Genomic DNA, 19,167 nt, shown 5'->3' with positions numbered 1-19,167 from the left:
ACAACCATCGTCCGCAGCCGTGTGTCGTGCATAGCGGCGGACTGTGGGCACAATTGGATTCGGCGTCGGACAGCGCGCGATGGATGGGGAGGCAGGAGCGACGGTGGCGGAACGGATCACGGCTGCCGTCGACGTGGCAGACAACAGCGGCGAGCAGTCGCTGACCGCCGAGGCGGACCAGTCCACGTCCGACGGGGTGGCCCAGAATCGGGATCGGGGCACGGACAACGACGAGGCACAGGGGAGCGACGGGACGGAGAGTCCCGGGAAGAAGGCCTCACCGACCGAACTTCACAGCGGCCACAAACTGGCCGGACGCTACCGCCTCGAGGAGTGCGTCACCCGTCTGGACGGGTTCAGCAGTTGGCGAGCGGTGGACGAGAAGCTCCGTCGCGCCGTCGGGGTGCACATCCTGCCCGCGGACCATACGCGAGCCCGGTCCGTGCTGGCCGCGGCCCGCTCCTCCGCGCTGCTCGGTGATCCCCGCTTCGTGCAGGTGCTCGACGCCGTCGAGGAGAACGACCTCGTCTACGTCGTCCACGAATGGCTGCCCGACGCGACGGAGCTGACCACGCTTCTGGCCTCGGGCCCTCTGGAGCCGCACGACGCCTACCAGTTGGTCAGCCAGATCGCCTCCGCCATGGCCGCCGCGCACCGCGAGGGCCTCGCCCATCTGCGCCTGAACCCCAATGCTGTGCTGCGCACCTCCACCGGTCAGTGGCGGGTCCGTGGCCTCGCCGTGAACGCAGCGCTGCGCGGCATCAGTTCCGACACCCCGCAGCGCACGGACACCGAGGCGATCGGCGCCCTGCTGTACGCGGCGCTCACCCAGCGCTGGCCGTATGAGAGCGACGCCTACGGCATGTCGGGCCTGCCCAAGGACATCGGCCTCATCGCCCCCGACCAGGTGCGTGCGGGCGTCCACCGCGGCCTGTCCGAACTCGCCATGCGCGCCCTCGTCAACGACGGCGCCACCGCCTCCCGGCACGAGTCGGCGTGCACCACCCCGGAGGAACTGGTCAAGGCGATCGGCGAGATGCCGCGCGTGCGGCCGCCGGAGCCGACGTTCACCGCGCCGCCGGAGTACCAGGGCACCTCCTACCAGCAGGGCTCGTACGGCCGTCCGGCACCGCATCCCGGGGTCACCCAGCCGGTCCCGACCCCGCCGCCCCCGCTGCAGAGCCGCACCGGCAAGGCCCTGAAGTGGGCCGTCTCGGCCCTCCTCATCGCCGCCCTGGGACTCGGCAGCTGGCAGCTCGCGGACGCGCTGCTGGACCACGGTGGCAAGTCCGACGACCCCCAGTCGCAGACCCAGGACGGCGGCGACAAGAACGACAATCAGCCGAAGCCGACCCAGCCACTCCAGATCCAGGGGGCGCGCGAGTACGTCGCCAGCGGTGACGCACAGGCTCCCGGAGACGTCGACAAGACGTATGACGGGGACGGTTCCACGTACTGGCGGACCAAGCGCTACAACGACGGCCCACAGCTCGCTCCCTACAAACCGGGTGTGGGCATCGTCTACGACCTCGGCTCGGTCAAGGAGATCTCGACGGCGTCGATAGGGCTGCGCTACACCGGTGACCACACGACGGTCCATCTCTATGCCGCCGACTCCCTGAGCCCCTCCACCGGGATCAATGGGATGGAGGAGATCGGAACGGCGACCACCAGCAGGTCCTCTCTCACGGTGAAGGCGACCAAGTCGGTCAAGACGCAGTACGTGCTTCTGTGGCTCACGGACGTGCCCATGGCGCCCAGTGACGGCTACAGCGGATCCGGCTACAAGCAGGCCATCACCGACGTGAAGTTCACGGGCTGACGTCCCACCGAGAGGGAAGGGGTCAGATGGCGGCCGGCGCCGGATACGGCGGAGCGAGCGATCAGGAGCTGCTCACCCGTCATGTGGAGGGCGACCCCGAAGCCTTCGGTGAGCTCGTACGCCGCCATCGTGACCGTCTCTGGGCGGTCGCCCTGCGCACGCTGGGCGACCGCGAGGAGGCCGCTGACGCCGTGCAGGACGCGTTCGTGTCCGCCTACCGGGCCGCGGGGACCTTCCGTGGCCAGTCGGCCGTCACGACCTGGCTGCACCGGATCACGGTGAACGCCTGCCTGGACCGGGTCCGCAAGGCCGCCTCGCGCAAGACCTCGCCCGTGAGCGACACCGAGCGCCTGGAGCAGCTGCTGGAGCCGCACGAGTCGGCCTCGGCGCCCGCCGAGAGGAACGACGTGCAGCGGCAGCTCGTCGAGGCGCTGGACACGCTCCCGTCGGACCAGCGGGCCGCCCTGGTACTCGTGGACATGCAGGGCTACCCGGTCGCCGAGGCCGCCCGCATCCTCGATGTACCGACCGGAACGGTGAAGAGCCGTTGCGCTCGGGGCAGAGCCAGGCTCCTGCCGCTGCTCACCCATCTGCGACCGGGCCGCACCGGCGACGAGAAGGAATCGGGCGCGGGACGGAACCGGGCGCAGGGGACATCCGTCCCACCGGCGACAGGACCTGAAGGCACGGGTCCTCAGGGCACGGGTCCTGAAGGCACGCACACGCAGGACACGGGATCAAGCGATTCAGCTGCTGTGAAGGGCGGAGGTGGGCGAGCGTGACATCCACGACAGACGCGGCCGGGCACCCGGACGTCACGGAGATCTCCGACCACACCGAGGGTCTCCTCGGCCCCGCCCGGGCAACGGAGCTGCAGCGGCATCTGGACGCGTGCGAGCCATGCGCCGACGTCCACACGTCGCTGACGGAGATCCGTGGCCTGCTCGGCACCCTGCCGGATGTGCCCGCCATGCCGACCGATGTGGCGGACCGTATCGATGCGGCTCTCGCCGCCGAGGTCCCTGTCGCGGGTGGCACGTGTGTTTCACGTGAAACATCGGCCGCGGATCGCCCCTCCGGTCACCCTCGCGCCTCCAGCACCGGACCGGGTCGCAAGACAGGCACCCGGCGGGGACGTCGCAGGGTCGCCGTTCTGGGGTCCGTCGTCGCCCTCGCCGCCCTCGGCGTGACGTCCGTGGTTCTGGCGACGCTCCACGACAACAAGGGATCCAACACCGCGGCGCACGACCGTCCGATCACGTCCGCAGACACCTTCTCCGCGGGCACCCTCAAGAACGACGTCGCCTATCTCCTCGACCAGGCACAGCAGCCGCCACGCGACACCCACGCCCCGCACAGCTTCGGCGTGGACTCCGCTCCCGGTACCGGCAAGCCGAAGCTGCTGAAGAGCCGGCCCCAGACGGTCCCCTCGTGCGTACGGCAGGGCATCAACGACAGCAGCACCCCGCTCGCCGCCCGGGCGGGCACCTACGACGGCAAAGAGGCCTATCTCGTCGTGCTGCCCGACGCCTCCGGCGACAGCACCCGCGTCACGGCCTACCTGGTCGACGCGACCTGCGTCCGCCACCCGGAGGTCACGGCCAAGGTGCTGCTGTCGCACTCCTACGCGCGTTCCTGAGCCTGCACGCTCGGTCCTCGCGCTGCATGGCATCCCGTGCGCTGTCGCGCCTCCGTGTGCCCCGGCACACCGGGAATGCATGCCCCTTAGGATCCGTTGGGTGGGGTGAGAGCTGTGAGACAGGCTCCCCCCGGCCGTACGACACAGTCCAGAGACGAGGAATCAAGCCGTGAGCGATGTCCGTAACGTGATCATCATCGGCTCCGGGCCCGCCGGGTACACGGCGGCGCTCTACACCGCGCGCGCGTCGCTGAAGCCGCTGGTTTTCGAGGGTGCGGTCACCGCGGGTGGAGCCCTGATGAACACCACCGACGTGGAGAACTTCCCCGGCTTCAGCGACGGCATCATGGGTCCCGAGCTCATGGACAACATGCGTGCGCAGGCAGAGCGTTTCGGCGCCGAGCTCATCCCGGACGACGTGGTCTCCGTCGACCTGAGCGGTGAGATCAAGACCGTCACGGACACCGCGGGCACGGTGCACCAGGCCAAGGCCGTCATCGTCGCCACCGGCTCGCAGCACCGCAAGCTCGGTCTGCCGAACGAGGACACGCTCTCCGGCCGGGGGGTCTCCTGGTGCGCCACCTGTGACGGCTTCTTCTTCCGGGAGCAGGACATCGCCGTGATCGGTGGCGGTGACACCGCCATGGAGGAGGCCACCTTCCTCTCCCGGTTCGCCAAGTCCGTCACCGTCGTCCACCGCCGGGACACCCTGCGTGCCTCCAAGGCGATGCAGGAGCGCGCCTTCGCCGACCCGAAGATCAAGTTCGCCTGGGACAGCGAAGTCGCCGAGATCCAGGGCGAGCAGAAGCTCTCCGGCCTGAAGCTGCGCAACGTCAAGACCAGCGAGCTGTCGGACCTGCCGGTGACGGGTCTGTTCATCGCGATCGGCCACGATCCGCGCACAGAGCTCTTCAAGGGCCAGCTGGACCTGGACGAGGAGGGTTACCTGAAGGTCGACTCGCCGTCCACCCGCACCAACCTGACCGGTGTCTTCGCCGCCGGCGACGTGGTCGACCACACCTACCGCCAGGCGATCACCGCGGCCGGTACCGGCTGCTCCGCTGCCCTCGACGCCGAGCGCTTCCTCGCGGCCCTCGCGGACAACGAGCAGAAGGCCGAGCCCGAGAAGTCCACCGTCTGAGACCCCCAACCACCCCACCGCACGACCAGTTAAGGAGCCCGCTGTGGCCGGCACCCTGAAGAACGTGACCGACGACTCCTTCGAGCAGGACGTCCTGAAGAGCGACAAGCCCGTCCTGGTGGACTTCTGGGCCGCTTGGTGCGGTCCCTGCCGCCAGATCGCTCCGTCCCTCGAGGCGATCGCCGCCGAGTACGGCGACAAGATCGAGGTCGTCAAGCTCAACATCGACGAGAACCCGAACACCGCCGCCAAGTACGGGGTCATGTCCATCCCGACCCTGAACGTCTACCAGAACGGCGAGGTCGCCAAGACCATCGTGGGGGCGAAGCCGAAGGCTGCGATCGTTCGGGACCTCGAGGACTTCGTCGCCGAGTAATCACGGCAGGGCCGCCGAGCCGGCGGCGATGTTTCACGTGAAACACGAATGGGCCAACCCTTCAGGGTGGGCCCATTCGTATGTGGCAGCTCGCTTACAGCGGCCGCAGCGCCGGTTCTTTCTGCACAGCGCCCAGCAACCGGTCGATCGCCATTTCCACGTCTTCCTTCCAGGACAGCGTCGTCCGCAGTTCCAGCCGGAGCCGCGGGTGGGCCGGGTGGTGCCGGACGGTCTTGAACCCCACGGCCAGCAGATGGTCGGCGGGGAACATGCAGGCGGGTTCCTTCCATCGGGCGTCCCCGAATGCCTCGATGGCCTTGAAGCCCCGCCGCAGCAGGTCCTTCGCGACCGTCTGGACCATCACGCGGCCCAGCCCCTGCCCCTGGTAGCCCGGCATGATGAAGCCGGTCATCAGCTGCACCGCGTCCGGAGAGACGGGGCTCGTGGGGAACGCCGTGGAGCGAGGGACGTAGGCGGGGGGAGCGTAGAGCACGAAGCCCACGGGCGCGTCATCGACGTAGACGACACGGCCGCAGGAGCCCCAGTCCAGCAGGACTGCGGAGATCCACGCTTCCTTTTCCGCCACGGATGTGCCGGCCTTCAGCGCTGCTTCACCACTGACGGGGTCCAGCTCCCAGAAGACGCACGCACGGCAGCGCTGGGGAAGGTCTTGAAGGTTGTCCAGCGTGAGCGGTACGAGCCTACGGCCCATGAAGGCTGTTCCTCGCTTCCTTCGCCCGCGGCGCCACGCGCGGCTGTCAGAGCGCTGCGTTCCTTGAGGAGGCTGCCGACGAATCCGCCGACCGCGCCCAGCCCCAAGACCGCGCCGAGCATTCCGGTGCGGCTCACCGTTCGCATGCCCCTGCCTCCCTCTAGAGGTACCGCCGGGTGGACGCGTCGTACCCGAACGCATCGTATCGACGATGCGATTGCATCGATACCGTCTGAAAGCAAAGAGCGGGCCGTGTTCCGGTACACACCGGACACGACCCGCCCGCGCTGATCGATCGAGACGAAACCGTCCCTCGGACGGGCTCAGCCCTCCGTCTCCTCCTCCGGCTCTTCGCCGTCCAGAAGGCTCTTCTGCATGACCGGGCCCTCGCCCGGAGCCAGTGTGCCGAGAATGCGCTCCAGGTCCTCCATGGAAGCGAACTCGACGGTGATCTTGCCCTTCTTCTGTCCCAGGTCGACCTTCACCCGCGTCTCGAAGCGGTCGGACAGACGCGTCGCAAGATCGGACAGTGCCGGAGAGACGCGCCCACCGGCACGCGGGCCCTTGGAGCGAGGAGCCGTCGTCGGCCGCGACCCCATCAAGGTCACGATCTCCTCGACCGCCCGCACCGACAGACCCTCGGCGACGATCCGATGGGCCAGCCGGTCCTGCTCCTCCGAGTCCTCGACGGAGAGCAACGCCCGGGCATGTCCGGCCGAGAGAACTCCGGCGGCGACCCGACGCTGCACGGCCGGCGAGAGCTTGAGCAGACGCAGAGTGTTGGAGACCTGCGGGCGGGAACGGCCGATCCGGTCCGCCAGCTGGTCGTGCGTGCAGTTGAAGTCCCTGAGCAGCTGGTCGTAGGCGGCCGCCTCTTCCAGCGGGTTCAGCTGGGCCCGGTGCAGGTTCTCCAGCAGGGCGTCCAGGAGGAGCTTCTCGTCGTCCGTAGCCCGCACGATCGCCGGGATGGCCGCGAGCCCCGCCTCACGGCAGGCCCGCCAGCGCCGCTCACCCATGATGAGCTCATAACGCCCGGAACCGAGCTGGCGGACGACGACGGGCTGGAGGAGTCCGACCTCCTTGATGGAGGTGACGAGCTCGGCCAGCGCGTCCTCGTCGAAGACCTCACGCGGCTGACGCGGGTTCGGCGTGATGGAGTCGAGGGGGATCTCGGCGAAGTGGGCACCCATCACTGACGCGTTCATCTCAGCCGGGCTGCTCGCCGGCGGCGGCGATGTTTCACGTGAAACAGGCGGCAGTGTGGTTACCTTCGCCGCCGCCACCCCTCGGTCACCGCGGTCACCGGTCAGCACCGGGACAGCCGTGGACGACGCCGAGCCCGCGCCCCCAGCCGTCGCTGGAGCCTGCGGCTTCTCCCCGGTCGGGGCAGCGGGGATCAGCGCCCCGAGACCACGACCCAACCCCCTCCGTCGCTCACTCACTGAATCCCCTCCACCATGTTCGGATCACCCTGTGCGCCGAGGTGGGCGTGCGTGGCGTCGTAGCTGACACCGACGCCCCTCAGCGCGATTTCTCGTGCCGCCTCAAGATAGGAGAGGGCACCGCTTGACCCTGGATCGTAAGTCAGCACCGTCTGCCCATAACTCGGCGCCTCGGAGATACGGACGGAGCGGGGAATGCTCGTCCGCAGCACCTCGTCACCGAAGTGGCTGCGCACCTCTTCCGCGACCTGGGACGCAAGGCGCGTCCGGCCGTCGTACATGGTGAGCAGGATGGTCGACACATGCAGGGCGGGGTTGAGGTGCCCCCGGACCAGGTCGACATTGCGGAGCAACTGGCCCAGGCCTTCCAGCGCGTAGTACTCGCACTGGATGGGGATGAGGACCTCCTGGCCGGCGACGAGCGCGTTGACCGTCAGCAGGCCAAGTGAGGGCGGGCAGTCGATGAGGATGTAGTCCAGCGGCTGCTCGTAGGCCTGGATCGCCCGCTGCAACCGGCTCTCCCGCGCTACCAAGGACACCAGCTCGATCTCCGCACCGGCGAGATCGATCGTGGCGGGGGCACAGAAGAGACCCTCGACATCGGGGACAGGCTGGACAACCTCGGCCAGCGGCCTGCTCTCCACCAGGACGTCGTAAATGGAGGGGACTTCGGCATGATGGTCGATGCCCAGCGCCGTGGAGGCATTGCCCTGCGGGTCCAGGTCGATCACCAGGACGCGGGCACCGTGCAGAGCCAGCGAAGCGGCAAGGTTGACGGTCGTCGTCGTCTTGCCCACGCCACCCTTCTGGTTGGCGACCACCATGACGCGGGTCTGTTCAGGCTGGGGCAGGCCTTCGCCGGCGCGGCCCAGAGCCTCGACCGCCAGTTGGGCAGCACGACCGATGGGAGTGTCGTCCATCGGGGGCGGCGTTTCACGTGAAACATCCTCCCCCATCGATTCGGTACGGGGACCGGGGACCGGATCGGTCATCGGTCCCGCAATGTTGGCGTCGGACCGCAAGGATTCACTCTCCTCGACTTCAGGCTCGCAATGAACAGAGCCTCCCATGCCTTCGGGGTTGTGAACCAGTGAGGCCTGACGTTCTGTGGAGAAATCCACCTCTGTGGACAACTCCGTTCCCCGTCCGAGTGGGCTGAGAGGCTTGCGGTCGCGGGGTTGGGCCGCAGCGCGGCCACGGTTGATGATGCCGTGCAGCAGTGAGCGACGTTTCACGTGAAACACGATGCACAGCGGCCGTGGCCGGACTGTCGCGACACTCCGGCATGCGGAGGTTTGGCAGCTTGTGTGGAGTACGGGCGGCTATCGGCGCCGTCGCGTCCGCCCCGTCCGCGCCGCCTTCGCCCGCTTGGCCGCGAAGCGTACGCCGCCCGGGCTTTCCCCGACCTCGACCCGCACGACGGTGGAGCACGGATCCACGATGCCCTCACCCACATGCAGGATGGAGGTCTCCACCGCGCCGAGCTTGCTCAGGGCGGCGGCCGCGCTCTTCAGCTCCTCCTCGGCAGTGTCCCCCTTGAGGGCAAGCATCTCCCCGTAGGGACGCAGCAACGGGATGCCCCACGTGGCCAGGCGGTCCAGCGGCGCGACCGCGCGGGCGGTCACCACATGCACCGGCGGGAGCTTGCCCATCACTTCCTCCGCACGGCCCCGGACGACGGTGACGTGGTCGAGCCCCAGCAGTTCCACGACCTCGGTGAGGAAGTTGGTGCGCCGCAGCAGCGGCTCCAACAGCGTGATCTTCAGGTCCTCCCGGACCAGGGCCAGGGGGATACCCGGCAAACCGGCGCCCGAGCCGACGTCGCACACCGTCACCCCCTCGGGAACCACCTCCGAGAGCACCGCACAGTTCAGCAGATGCCGCTCCCACAGACGGGGTACCTCACGCGGGCCGATGAGCCCTCGCTGCACTCCTGTCTCGGCCAGCAGCTCGGCATACCGGACCGCATCCGTGAAGCGATCACCAAATACGTCACGTGCCTGCTCGGGCGCAGGGGGGAGCTCCGCTTCCGCCGTCACGGGGACCGTCCTTCCGTACCACATCGGCGCTCTCGACGCCGACCATCAGAACTACCAGGCTGACAAAGTACGGCCCCGCCTGCGCAACAGACGGGGCCGGTGGAACGTGGGACCGCTCAGGCGGGAAGCACGACGACGAAGCGCTGCGGCTCCTCGCCCTCCGACTCGCTGCGCAGGCCGGCGGCCTTGACCGCGTCGTGCACGACCTTGCGCTCGAACGGAGTCATCGGCTTCAGCTTCACGGGCTCGCCGCTGCTCTTCGCCTCGGCGGCGGCCTTCGCACCCAGCTCGGACAGCTCGGTCCGCTTCTTGGCGCGGTAGCCCGCGATGTCCAGCATCAGGCGGCTGCGGTCGCCGGTCTCCCGGTGCACGGCCAGGCGCGTGAGTTCCTGCAGTGCCTCCAGCACCTCACCGTCACGGCCGACCAGCTTCTGCAGGTCGCGACCGCCGGTGTCACTGATGATCGAGACAGAGGCGCGGTCGGCCTCGACATCCATGTCGATGTCACCGTCGAGGTCGGCGATGTCCAGTAGACCCTCGAGGTAGTCCGCCGCGATCTCGCCCTCCTGCTCCAGGCGGGTCAGGGCGTCCGCGCCCTCGGCAGCGGCGGAGGTGGTGCCTTCCGTCACGGGATGGGCTCCTTCTTACTTCTTGGACGGGGACTTGGGCCGCTGCGGACCCTTGCGCTGTCCGGACTGGGCCTTGCTGCGGGCGCCGTTGCCGGGCTTCGAGGCGGGTTTCTCGCCGGCTGCGGCCGGAGCGTCCTCCGGCTCGTCGGACTTGGTCAGCGACGGAGCCTCCGTCGCCTCACCGGCCGGCTTCGTACCGCCCGACTGACGCTGCGACTTGGACTGCCGCTTGGGCTGCTGGCGCCGGGGAGCGGTGGCAGTGGCGGTGGCGGTGGTCGTACCGTCCTCGGCCTGCGCGACAGCGGCGCCGTCGCTCTTCATCACGGAGCCGTCGGACTGGGCCGCGAGACCCGCCTTGTTCAGACCGTTGATGAACTTGCGCTCGAACTCGTTGCGGTCACGGCCCTTGACGACGATCGCCTTGACGATGGCCTTCTCGCGCCGGTTGCGGGTCTTGCCATGGTGCGAGACGTGCTTGAAGAGCCGCTCCAGGTAGGCGGCCTGGGCCTTCGAACCCGGGGTCGGGTTGTTGTGGATGACGTACATCTGCTGGCCCATGGTCCACACGTTGGTGGTCAGCCAGTAGACGAGGACACCGACCGGGAAGTTGATGCCGAAGACGGCGAACATGACCGGGAAGACGTACATCAGCATCTTCTGCTGCTGCATGAACGGCGTCTTCACCGTCGTGTCGACGTTCTTCGTCATCAGCTGGCGCTGCGTGTAGAACTGCGACGCCGACATCAGAACGATCATGACCGCGGTCACGACCCGGACATCGGTCAGCGAGGCACCGAGCTGGGCGACCTTGTGGGCGCTGTCCGTGAACTTCGCGGCGAGCGGGGCGCCGAAGATGTGAGCCTTACGGGCACTGGCGAGCAGCTGATCGTCGATGACGCCGATCGTCTTGCCCGTCGCGATGCCGTTGAGCACGTGATACAGGGCGAAGAAGAACGGGGACTGCGCCAGGATGGGAAGGCACGAGGAGAGCGGGTTGGTACCCGACTCCTTGTACAGCTTCATCATCTCTTCGGACTGGCGCTGCTTGTCGTTCTTGTAGCGCTCCTGGATCTTCTTCATCTCGGGCTGGAGCGTCTGCATCGCCCGGGTCGCCTTGATCTGCTTCACGAAGAGCGGGATCAGGCAGATACGGATCAGGATCACCAGCGACACGATGGACAGGCCCCAGGCCCACCCGGTGTCAGGCCCGAAGATCGCCCCGTACACCGTGTGGAACTGGACGATGACCCAGGAGACGGGCCAGGTGATGAAACTGAAGAGGCTGGCAATCGTGTCCACTAATCATGCTCCTTGGGCATGGGGCGAGGTCTCTGCGGCCGGGACCGCCGGCTTCTTCCCGTCGGTGGCCGTTTCGGCGGCGGAGGGCCCGCCCCTGCGCGCACGCCAGGCGTCACGCAGCATTTCGTGCCACCGCGGACGCTTGCGCGGCGGGACATGGTCCACACCGCCGAGCGACCACGGATTGCACCGCAGGATGCGCCACGCGGTGAGCGCGGTTCCCTTGATCGCACCGTGCCGGTCGATGGCCGTGTAGCCGTAGTGGGAACACGACGGGTAGTACTTGCACACCGGCCCGAGCAACGGGCTGATGGTCCACTGGTACAGCTTGATCAGAGCCAGCAGCGGGTACTTCATCGCGTGCCCCCTCCCAGCAGCCGCTGAAGGGCGGCATCCAGGTCTCGGGCCAGCTGTGCGTGATCGGCGTCGCCCGCACCGGGCAGCGCTCGTACGACTACCAGGCTACCGGGGGGCAGCAAGGCGACTCGGTCACGCATCAGATGGCGAAGTCTGCGCTTCACCGCGTTGCGGACGACCGCGCCACCCACCGCCTTGCTCACGACGAAACCCGCACGTGACGGGGGAGCGCTCTCCCCTGGCACGTGCGGGTCCGTGGCACCGCTACGTAGATGGACGACGAGAAGCGGGCGTCCAGAGCGACGCCCTCGCCGTACCGCGGTCGCGAAATCCTCGCGCCGCCTCAGCCGGTTCTCGGTGGGCAGCACGATGTCATGACCTGACCGGAATCAGGCGGACAGACGGGCGCGACCCTTGCTGCGGCGGGACGCGAGAATCGCGCGGCCGGCACGGGTGCGCATACGCAGCCGGAAGCCGTGGGTCTTCGCGCGACGACGGTTGTTCGGCTGGAAGGTGCGCTTGCTCACTCGGGGGCTCCAGAAAGAATCAGTAGTGGCGGGGTGCCGTCCTGGCTGTCACCGTGCGCCCACGATCAGCTCGCAGTAACGCCCGAGTGCACCGCTTTCCGATCACCCTAAGACGCGATCTGTGCCCTTCGGAGGCAGGCGGCAGCAGCCATCGACAACTCGACCTGGTTACGGTACGCGCGGCTACGCCATTCGGTCAAACCAGCTGCCTCCGAGAGACACTGTCCACAGCCTGGGGACAACGACTTGAACCGCACCCGTGGCCCTGACTACCGTGGCTGGACTCCGATTCGTTCCCATGTCCCCCGCCCCACCCGTTTTAGATACCGATCCGTCCCGCACCACACGGTCGCGGGACCTGCGAGAGAGCGTGCCCTGTGGCTGACGTACCTGCCGATCTTGCCGCAGTGTGGCCACGAGTTCTGGAGCAGCTTCTCGGCGAGGGACGCGGACAGGGCGTCGAGACGAAGGACGAACACTGGATCCGGCGCTGCCAGCCCCTCGCGCTGGTCGCGGACACGGCGCTGCTCGCCGTACCGAACGAGTTCGCCAAGGGCGTACTCGAAGGGCGCCTCGCCCCGGTCGTGAGCGAGACGCTGAGCCGTGAGTGCGGCCGCCCGATCCGGATCGCGATCACCGTCGACAGCTCCGTCGGCGAGCCCCAGGCCCCCGCGCCCGCACCGGCGCCGCGGTACGAGGACCAGGAGCTGCCCACGGGCCAGGGCGGCGGCTACGAGGGCTACGGCCGGCGCCGGGCGGACGTCCACCGTTCGGCCCGCCACGACCAGTTCCCGGGCGCCCAGGGCGACCACCTGCCGCCCCCGCGCACGAGCCCGCAGCCGGCGGACGGCGGCGACCAGCTCCCGACCGCCCGCCCCGCCTATCCGTCGGAGTACGCCGAGTACCAGCGTCCCGAGCCCGGCGCCTGGCCGCGTCACCACCAGGACGACTACGGGTGGCAGCAGCAGCGGCTCGGCTTCCCGGAGCGGGACCCCTACGCCTCGCCGGCCCAGGACCCCTACGGCCCGCAGGACACCGGGTACGGCCGCCAGGACGCCTATCCGCCGGCCCAGGACTCCTACGCTCAGGACTACCGGTCCCCGTCGATGGAGCGCCCGCCGTACGACCAGCCGCGCTCCGACTACGACCCGTCCCGCGGCGAGTACGACGCCCGCGACTACGACCAGCGCGACGCCGGCCACCGCGAGCCGCCGGAACCGCCGGCCGGTTCCGGCCAGGTGCACCGCGGCGGCCCGGTGGGTCCGAACCTGCCCGCCACCGGCGCCCCCGGCCCGCTGGCCGCGCAGCCCGCACCGGCGGCCGGCCCCGGCGAGCCGACCGCGCGCCTGAACCCCAAGTACCTCTTCGACACGTTCGTCATCGGCGCGTCCAACCGCTTCGCGCACGCGGCCGCGGTCGCCGTCGCCGAGGCACCCGCCAAGGCGTACAACCCCCTGTTCATCTACGGCGAGTCCGGACTCGGCAAGACCCACTTGCTGCACGCGATCGGCCACTACGCGCGCAGCCTGTACCCGGGCACGCGCGTGCGCTACGTGAGCTCCGAGGAGTTCACCAACGAGTTCATCAACTCCATCCGCGACGGCAAGGGCGACAGCTTCCGCAAGCGCTACCGCGAGATGGACATCCTGCTCGTCGACGACATCCAGTTCCTCGCGGACAAGGAGTCGACGCAGGAGGAGTTCTTCCACACCTTCAACACCCTCCACAACGCCAACAAGCAGATCGTGCTCTCCAGCGACCGGCCGCCCAAGCAGCTGGTGACCCTGGAGGACCGGCTGCGCAACCGGTTCGAGTGGGGCCTGATCACCGACGTCCAGCCGCCCGAGCTGGAGACCCGTATCGCGATCCTGCGCAAGAAGGCGGTGCAGGAGCAGCTGAACGCCCCGCCGGAGGTGCTGGAGTTCATCGCCTCCCGGATCTCGCGCAACATCCGCGAGCTGGAGGGCGCGCTGATCCGGGTGACGGCGTTCGCCTCGCTCAACCGGCAGCCGGTGGACCTGGGCCTGACGGAGATCGTCCTGAAGGACCTGATCCCCGGCGGCGAGGACTCGGCTCCGGAGATCACGGCGACGGCCATCATGGCGGCCACGGCCGACTACTTCGGCCTCACCGTCGAGGACCTGTGCGGCACCTCGCGCGGCCGGGCCCTGGTCACCGCCCGCCAGATCGCCATGTACCTGTGCCGTGAGCTGACCGATCTGTCGCTGCCGAAGATCGGCGCCCAGTTCGGCGGCCGCGACCACACGACCGTCATGCACGCCGACCGCAAGATCCGCGCGCTGATGGCCGAGCGGCGCTCCATCTACAACCAGGTCACGGAGCTGACCAACCGCATCAAGAACGGCTGAGAACACGCGGAGCGGCGCTCAGGGCGCCTCCGGGAGCGGATCCCGGGGGCGCCCTGAGTCGTTGTGGCGTCCGCCGCTGTTCGAATCCGCACCGGGTTACGGCTGTCCTCCACAGATTCGGCGACTTTCTTCCGTCCACATCCTGGGGACTGGGAAGTTGTCCAGATCGCATCCACAGGCTGTGTGGTCGGAACACCATCACACCAGCTCAGGGGCCTGTGGAATCGTGGACGAGCACTCTCCACAGACTGTGGACAAAGAGGTGATCCACAGGCCGCAGCCAGAGTTGTCCACTGGCAACCCACAGGCTGGAGACCGTTGTCCCCAGTGATCGGCGGCTTCTCCACACCCCTGTCCACTGTTCGGCAACGTGACGCCTCCGGTCACCGCGTCGAGTGAAAGCCGTCACACCGAGGTGCGCGATTGGCGTGTGGGAAACGTGGGTAAACCTGGGGACGCAGCTGGGGAGAACTGCCCTCGGGCTGTGGGCAGGGTGTGCAGAACTTCCCGTTCTCCACAGAGACGCCCGGTTGTCCACCGGTCCCACCCACAGGGCCAGTGGATAAAATTTCCGCGCTGAGCTGGGCAAACGTGGTTATCCACGGTATCCACAGGGCCTACTACTACTCCCGACTAGAGAGAGTGCGGAATCCGTTTCGAAGCGGGGCCTGTGCACAACTCGAGCTCTCGGGCCCGACTGCCCCTCGGAGCGACTTGACCCCGACAGGCGCCTACTGTCAGTGCCGTGCGTCAGACTGGTCCCCGGTGTTCTTCCCGTCCCAGTGGGCGGTGACACCGAGTCGGAGGACTCAGTAGCAACAGCAGGAGGCGGCTTACGGTGAAGATCCGGGTGGAACGCGACGTACTCGCGGAGGCAGTGGCCTGGGCGGCACGCAGCCTCCCGGCCCGTCCGCCGGCGCCTGTTCTCGCCGGCCTGCTGCTCAAGGCGGAGGACGGCCAGCTGAGCCTGTCCAGCTTCGACTACGAGGTCTCCGCGCGCGTGTCCGTGGAGGCCGAGGTCGACGAGGAGGGCACGGTCCTCGTCTCCGGTCGCCTGCTCGCCGACATCTCGCGCGCCCTGCCCAACCGCCCGGTGGAGATCTCCACAGACGGTGTACGGGCGACGGTGGTCTGCGGCTCCTCGCGCTTCACCCTCCACACCCTGCCTGTGGAGGAGTACCCGGCGCTCCCGCAGATGCCGAACGCGACGGGCACGGTTCCCGGTGAGGTCTTCGCCTCCGCCGTGCAGCAGGTGGCGATCGCGGCCGGCCGCGACGACACGCTGCCCGTGCTGACCGGTGTCCGCATCGAGATCGAGGGCGACACCGTCACGCTGGCCTCCACCGACCGCTACCGCTTCGCGGTCCGCGAGTTCCTGTGGAAGCCGGAGAACCCGGACGCCTCCGCGGTCGCCCTGGTGCCCGCCAAGACCCTGCTGGACACCGCCAAGGCGCTGACCAGCGGCGACAGCGTGATCCTGGCGCTGTCCGGCTCGGGTGCCGGTGAGGGCCTGATCGGCTTCGAGGGTGCCGGGCGGCGCACGACCACGCGTCTGCTGGAGGGCGACCTCCCGAAGTACCGGACCCTGTTCCCGACGGAGTTCAACTCCGTGGCCGTCATCGAGACCGCCCCCTTCGTGGAGGCCGTCAAGCGCGTGGCGCTGGTCGCCGAGCGCAACACCCCGGTGCGCCTGAGCTTCGAGCAGGGCGTGCTGATCCTGGAGGCCGGCTCCAGCGACGACGCACAGGCTGTGGAGAGGGTCGACGCGCAGTTGGAGGGCGACGACATCTCGATCGCCTTCAACCCGACGTTCCTGCTGGACGGCCTCAGCGCGATCGACTCCCCGGTGGCCCAGCTGTCCTTCACGACGTCCACCAAGCCGGCGCTGCTCAGCGGCAAGCCCGCGGTGGACGCCGAGGCGGACGAGGCCTACAAGTACCTGATCATGCCGGTACGGCTGAGCGGCTGAGCCGGCTGACGGCCGGGCGCGTTTCCGCAGGTGGCGACCTCAGGTCCGGGCATACGTATGAGCGCTTATGCCCACGGATGTGCGCGAGCGTCCGGGTCTAGGCTCGGACGCAGGTACGAAAGTGCCGGAACGTCACGTCGTGAAACCTAAGGAACGCAACTGATGGAGCTCGGTCTCGTCGGCCTCGGCAAGATGGGCGGCAACATGCGCGAGCGGATCCGCCGCGCCGGCCACACCGTCATCGGATACGACCGCAACCCGGACCTCGCCGATGTCCACAGCCTGGAAGAGCTTGTGGGCAAGCTCCACGGCCCGCGCGTGGTCTGGGTGATGGTCCCGGCCGGCGAGCCCACCCAGGGCACGATCGACGCCCTCGCCGAGCTGCTGGAGCCCGGCGACGTGGTCGTGGACGGCGGGAACTCCCGCTGGACGGACGACGAGAGGCATGCGGAGGAGCTGGCAGCCAAGGGCATCGGCTTCGTCGACTGCGGCGTCTCCGGCGGCGTGTGGGGCCTGGAGAACGGCTACGCGCTGATGTACGGCGGCGACGCGGAGAACGTCGCCAAGGTGCAGCCGGTCTTCGACGCGCTCAAGCCGGAGGGCGACCTCGGCGCGGTGCACGCCGGCAAGGTCGGGGCGGGCCACTTCGCCAAGATGGTCCACAACGGCATCGAGTACGCGATGATGCAGGCCTACGCCGAGGGCTGGGAGCTGCTGGAGAAGGTCGACTCCGTGGAGAACGTCCGCGAGGTCTTCCGCTCCTGGCAGGAGGGCACCGTCATCCGCTCCTGGCTGCTCGACCTGGCGGTGAACTCCCTCGACGAGGACGAGCACCTGGAGCAGCTGAGGGGCTACGCGCAGGACTCCGGCGAGGGCCGATGGACCGTGGAGGCCGCCATCGACAACGCCGTGCCGCTGCCCGCGATAACGGCCTCGCTGTTCGCGCGGTTCTCCTCACGCCAGGAGGACTCGCCGCAGATGAAGATGATCGCCGCGCTGCGCAACCAGTTCGGCGGTCACGCCGTGGAGAAGAAGTAGTCCACCGGACCGCCTGAGCGGTCCGCAACGCCGGGGGAGGTCGGCGAACGACCATGCACGTCACGCATCTGTCGCTGGCCGACTTCCGCTCGTACGGCCGGGCCGAGGTCCCGCTCGACCGGGGTGTCACGGCGTTCGTCGGCCCCAACGGCCAGGGCAAGACGAACCTCGTCGAGGCGATCGGCTACCTGGCCACGCTCGGCAGCCACCGGGTCACCTCCGACGCCCCGCTGGTCCGCATGGGCGCCGAGCGTGCGGTGATCCGGGCGCAGGTGCGGCAGGGCGAGCGGCAGCAGCTGGTCGAGCTGGAGCTGAACCCCGGCCGGGCCAACCGCGCCCGTATCAACCGGTCCTCGCAGGTCAGGCCGCGGGATGTGCTGGGCATCGTACGCACCGTGCTGTTCGCGCCCGAGGACCTGGCCCTGGTCAAGGGCGATCCCGGGGAGCGGCGGCGTTTCCTCGACGAGCTGGTGACGGCGCGTTCTCCACGCATGGCTGGGGTGCGCTCCGACTACGAGCGGGTGCTCAAGCAGCGCAACACGCTGCTGAAGTCGGCCGCGCTGGCGCGTCGGCACGGTGGCCGTTCGATGGACCTGTCCACGCTGGACGTGTGGGACCAGCATCTGGCGCGGGCGGGTGCCGAGCTGCTCGCCCAGCGCCTGGACCTGCTCGGCGCGCTGGAGCCGCTGGCGGACAAGGCGTACGAGCAGCTGGCTCCCGGCGGCGGTCCGGTCGTGCTGGAGTACAAGCCGTCGGCGCCCGGCGTGGCACACACGCGTGAGGATCTCTTCGCACAGCTGATGGCCGCGCTCGCGGACGTCCGCAAGCAGGAGATCGAACGGGGCGTGACGCTGGTGGGGCCGCACCGGGACGACGTGGTGCTCGGACTCGGTCAGCTGCCTGCGAAGGGGTACGCCTCCCACGGGGAGTCCTGGTCGTTCGCGCTGGCACTGCGTCTGGCGTCGTACGACCTGCTGCGCGCGGAGGGCAATGAGCCGGTGCTGATCCTCGACGACGTCTTCGCGGAGCTGGACACCCGTCGCCGTGAGCGGCTGGCGGAGCTGGTGGCGCCCGGTGAGCAGGTCCTGGTGACCGCCGCGGTCGACGACGACGTGCCGCACGTGCTGACGGGTACGCGGTTCGCCGTGTCGGACGGAACGGTGGAGCGCGTATGAGCGGCGAGCGGGACCCGGGCCGGGGGAAGGCGCCCGAGCCATCGGGCGTCGACCTCGCGCGCGTGGCGCTGCGCGCGGCGAAGGAGGCGGCACGCGCGCGTGGGGACGCGGCGCAGCAGCGCAGGCAGGCACGGCGTGGCGGTCTGCGTTCCGGCGCGCGGGCCGACGGCCGTGATCCGATGGCTCTCGGCGCCGCGATCAACCGGCTGATCACCGAACGCGGCTGGGAGGCGCCGGCCGCGGTGGGCGGCGTGATGGGGCGCTGGCCGCAGATCGTCGGGGCCGATCTGGCCAAGCACTGCGTGCCGGACCGGTACGACGAGGACGAGCGGGTGCTGACGGTGCGCTGCGACTCGACGGCGTGGGCGACGAACCTGCGTCTGCTCGCTCCGACGCTGGTGGCCCGGCTCAACGAGGACCTGGGGCACGGCGCGGTGCGGACGATCAAGGTCTTCGGGCCGGGCGGTGGCGGCCGCAGGTACGGTCCGCTGAGGGTGCCGGGCAGCACGGGCCCCGGCGACACCTATGGGTGACAGACGTCACACAACGGGTTTGTGGTGGTCATCTCCGGGCCCATGACGGCCGTCCTTCGTACAACCGCACGCCCTTGCGAATCCCGACCTGACCCGGGAG

Annotated in this window: 19 protein-coding genes; 10 read left to right on the top strand and 9 right to left on the bottom strand. The window is 68.9% G+C overall.

The annotated features are described in order from the left end of the window. Positions 1–103: 103 nt before the first annotated feature. The 5 genes from TNCT6_RS15095 (at position 104) to trxA (ending at position 4,978) form a co-directional block, all read left to right on the top strand. Positions 104–1,822 carry a protein kinase family protein gene (locus tag TNCT6_RS15095; protein ID WP_141359866.1) on the top strand — a complete coding sequence of 573 codons (1,719 nt, stop codon included), beginning with the start codon at positions 104–106 and terminating at the stop codon, positions 1,820–1,822. A 26-nt stretch (positions 1,823–1,848) separates the two neighbouring features. Further along, the gene (gene sigM, locus TNCT6_RS15090; RefSeq protein WP_141359865.1) at positions 1,849–2,604 is read left to right on the top strand and encodes an RNA polymerase sigma factor SigM; all 756 of its coding nucleotides are present in this window, start codon (positions 1,849–1,851) and stop codon (positions 2,602–2,604) included. After that, positions 2,601–3,461 (top strand): anti-sigma factor, encoded by an 861-nt coding sequence (locus TNCT6_RS15085; RefSeq protein WP_141359864.1) that lies wholly within the window; start codon positions 2,601–2,603, stop codon positions 3,459–3,461. The genes sigM and TNCT6_RS15085 overlap by 4 nt, the downstream gene beginning before the upstream one ends. A 169-nt stretch (positions 3,462–3,630) precedes the next feature. Beyond that, positions 3,631–4,602 carry a thioredoxin-disulfide reductase gene (gene trxB / locus TNCT6_RS15080; RefSeq protein ID WP_141359863.1) on the top strand — a complete coding sequence of 324 codons (972 nt, stop codon included), beginning with the start codon at positions 3,631–3,633 and terminating at the stop codon, positions 4,600–4,602. Between the two features lie 43 nt (positions 4,603–4,645). Continuing rightward, complete coding sequence (trxA, locus tag TNCT6_RS15075; RefSeq protein ID WP_141359862.1) at positions 4,646–4,978, top strand: thioredoxin; 333 nt, start codon at positions 4,646–4,648, stop codon at positions 4,976–4,978. 94 nt (positions 4,979–5,072) lie between these two features. On the opposite strand, the gene TNCT6_RS15070 is transcribed toward trxA, so the two are convergent. The 9 genes from TNCT6_RS15070 to rpmH form a co-directional block, all read right to left on the bottom strand. Further along, complete coding sequence (locus TNCT6_RS15070) at positions 5,073–5,690, bottom strand: GNAT family N-acetyltransferase (RefSeq protein ID WP_141359861.1); 618 nt, start codon at positions 5,688–5,690, stop codon at positions 5,073–5,075. Positions 5,691–6,013: 323 nt separating this feature from the next. After that, positions 6,014–7,132, bottom strand: coding sequence for a ParB/RepB/Spo0J family partition protein (locus tag TNCT6_RS15065; protein ID WP_141359860.1), 1,119 nt, complete (start codon positions 7,130–7,132; stop codon positions 6,014–6,016). After that, positions 7,129–8,202 (bottom strand): ParA family protein, encoded by a 1,074-nt coding sequence (locus tag TNCT6_RS15060; protein ID WP_141366446.1) that lies wholly within the window; start codon positions 8,200–8,202, stop codon positions 7,129–7,131. The genes TNCT6_RS15065 and TNCT6_RS15060 overlap by 4 nt, the downstream gene beginning before the upstream one ends. Before the next feature lie 252 nt (positions 8,203–8,454). Beyond that, complete coding sequence (gene rsmG, locus TNCT6_RS15055; protein ID WP_141359859.1) at positions 8,455–9,171, bottom strand: 16S rRNA (guanine(527)-N(7))-methyltransferase RsmG; 717 nt, start codon at positions 9,169–9,171, stop codon at positions 8,455–8,457. A gap of 116 nt (positions 9,172–9,287) precedes the next feature. Further along, a complete protein-coding gene (locus TNCT6_RS15050; protein WP_141359858.1) occupies positions 9,288–9,800 on the bottom strand; it encodes a R3H domain-containing nucleic acid-binding protein in 513 nt (170 codons plus the stop codon). A gap of 15 nt (positions 9,801–9,815) precedes the next feature. Then, entirely contained in the window at positions 9,816–11,099 is a 1,284-nt protein-coding gene (gene yidC, locus TNCT6_RS15045; protein WP_141359857.1) for a membrane protein insertase YidC, read from the bottom strand. Between the two features lie 3 nt (positions 11,100–11,102). After that, positions 11,103–11,456, bottom strand: coding sequence for a membrane protein insertion efficiency factor YidD (yidD, locus tag TNCT6_RS15040; RefSeq protein ID WP_141359856.1), 354 nt, complete (start codon positions 11,454–11,456; stop codon positions 11,103–11,105). Continuing rightward, positions 11,453–11,824 carry a ribonuclease P protein component gene (gene rnpA / locus TNCT6_RS15035; RefSeq protein ID WP_141359855.1) on the bottom strand — a complete coding sequence of 124 codons (372 nt, stop codon included), beginning with the start codon at positions 11,822–11,824 and terminating at the stop codon, positions 11,453–11,455. Before rnpA ends, yidD begins: the two co-directional genes overlap by 4 nt. A 21-nt stretch (positions 11,825–11,845) precedes the next feature. Beyond that, positions 11,846–11,983: a 50S ribosomal protein L34 gene (rpmH, locus tag TNCT6_RS15030; protein ID WP_003956500.1), complete on the bottom strand. Its 138-nt coding sequence runs from the start codon at positions 11,981–11,983 to the stop codon at positions 11,846–11,848. Positions 11,984–12,360: 377 nt separating this feature from the next. On the opposite strand from rpmH, the gene dnaA reads away from it, so the two are divergent. From dnaA to TNCT6_RS15000, 5 genes are all read left to right on the top strand, one after another. Beyond that, on the top strand, positions 12,361–14,352 hold the full coding sequence (dnaA, locus tag TNCT6_RS15025) for a chromosomal replication initiator protein DnaA (protein WP_141359854.1): 1,992 nt from the start codon (positions 12,361–12,363) through the stop codon (positions 14,350–14,352). 838 nt (positions 14,353–15,190) lie between these two features. Further along, positions 15,191–16,321, top strand: coding sequence for a DNA polymerase III subunit beta (dnaN, locus tag TNCT6_RS15015; RefSeq protein ID WP_141359853.1), 1,131 nt, complete (start codon positions 15,191–15,193; stop codon positions 16,319–16,321). A gap of 162 nt (positions 16,322–16,483) precedes the next feature. After that, the gene (gnd, locus tag TNCT6_RS15010; RefSeq protein ID WP_141359852.1) at positions 16,484–17,359 is read left to right on the top strand and encodes a phosphogluconate dehydrogenase (NAD(+)-dependent, decarboxylating); all 876 of its coding nucleotides are present in this window, start codon (positions 16,484–16,486) and stop codon (positions 17,357–17,359) included. Positions 17,360–17,412: 53 nt separating this feature from the next. Then, the gene (gene recF / locus TNCT6_RS15005) at positions 17,413–18,534 is read left to right on the top strand and encodes a DNA replication/repair protein RecF (RefSeq protein ID WP_141359851.1); all 1,122 of its coding nucleotides are present in this window, start codon (positions 17,413–17,415) and stop codon (positions 18,532–18,534) included. Continuing rightward, positions 18,531–19,067 (top strand): DUF721 domain-containing protein, encoded by a 537-nt coding sequence (locus TNCT6_RS15000; RefSeq protein WP_141359850.1) that lies wholly within the window; start codon positions 18,531–18,533, stop codon positions 19,065–19,067. The genes recF and TNCT6_RS15000 overlap by 4 nt, the downstream gene beginning before the upstream one ends. The last annotated feature ends 100 nt before the right edge of the window (positions 19,068–19,167 follow it).

The sequence above is a fragment of the Streptomyces sp. 6-11-2 genome (genome assembly GCF_006540305.1).
Classification (GTDB): domain Bacteria; phylum Actinomycetota; class Actinomycetes; order Streptomycetales; family Streptomycetaceae; genus Streptomyces.
This window is presented reverse-complemented; position numbering and strand designations above follow the sequence as displayed.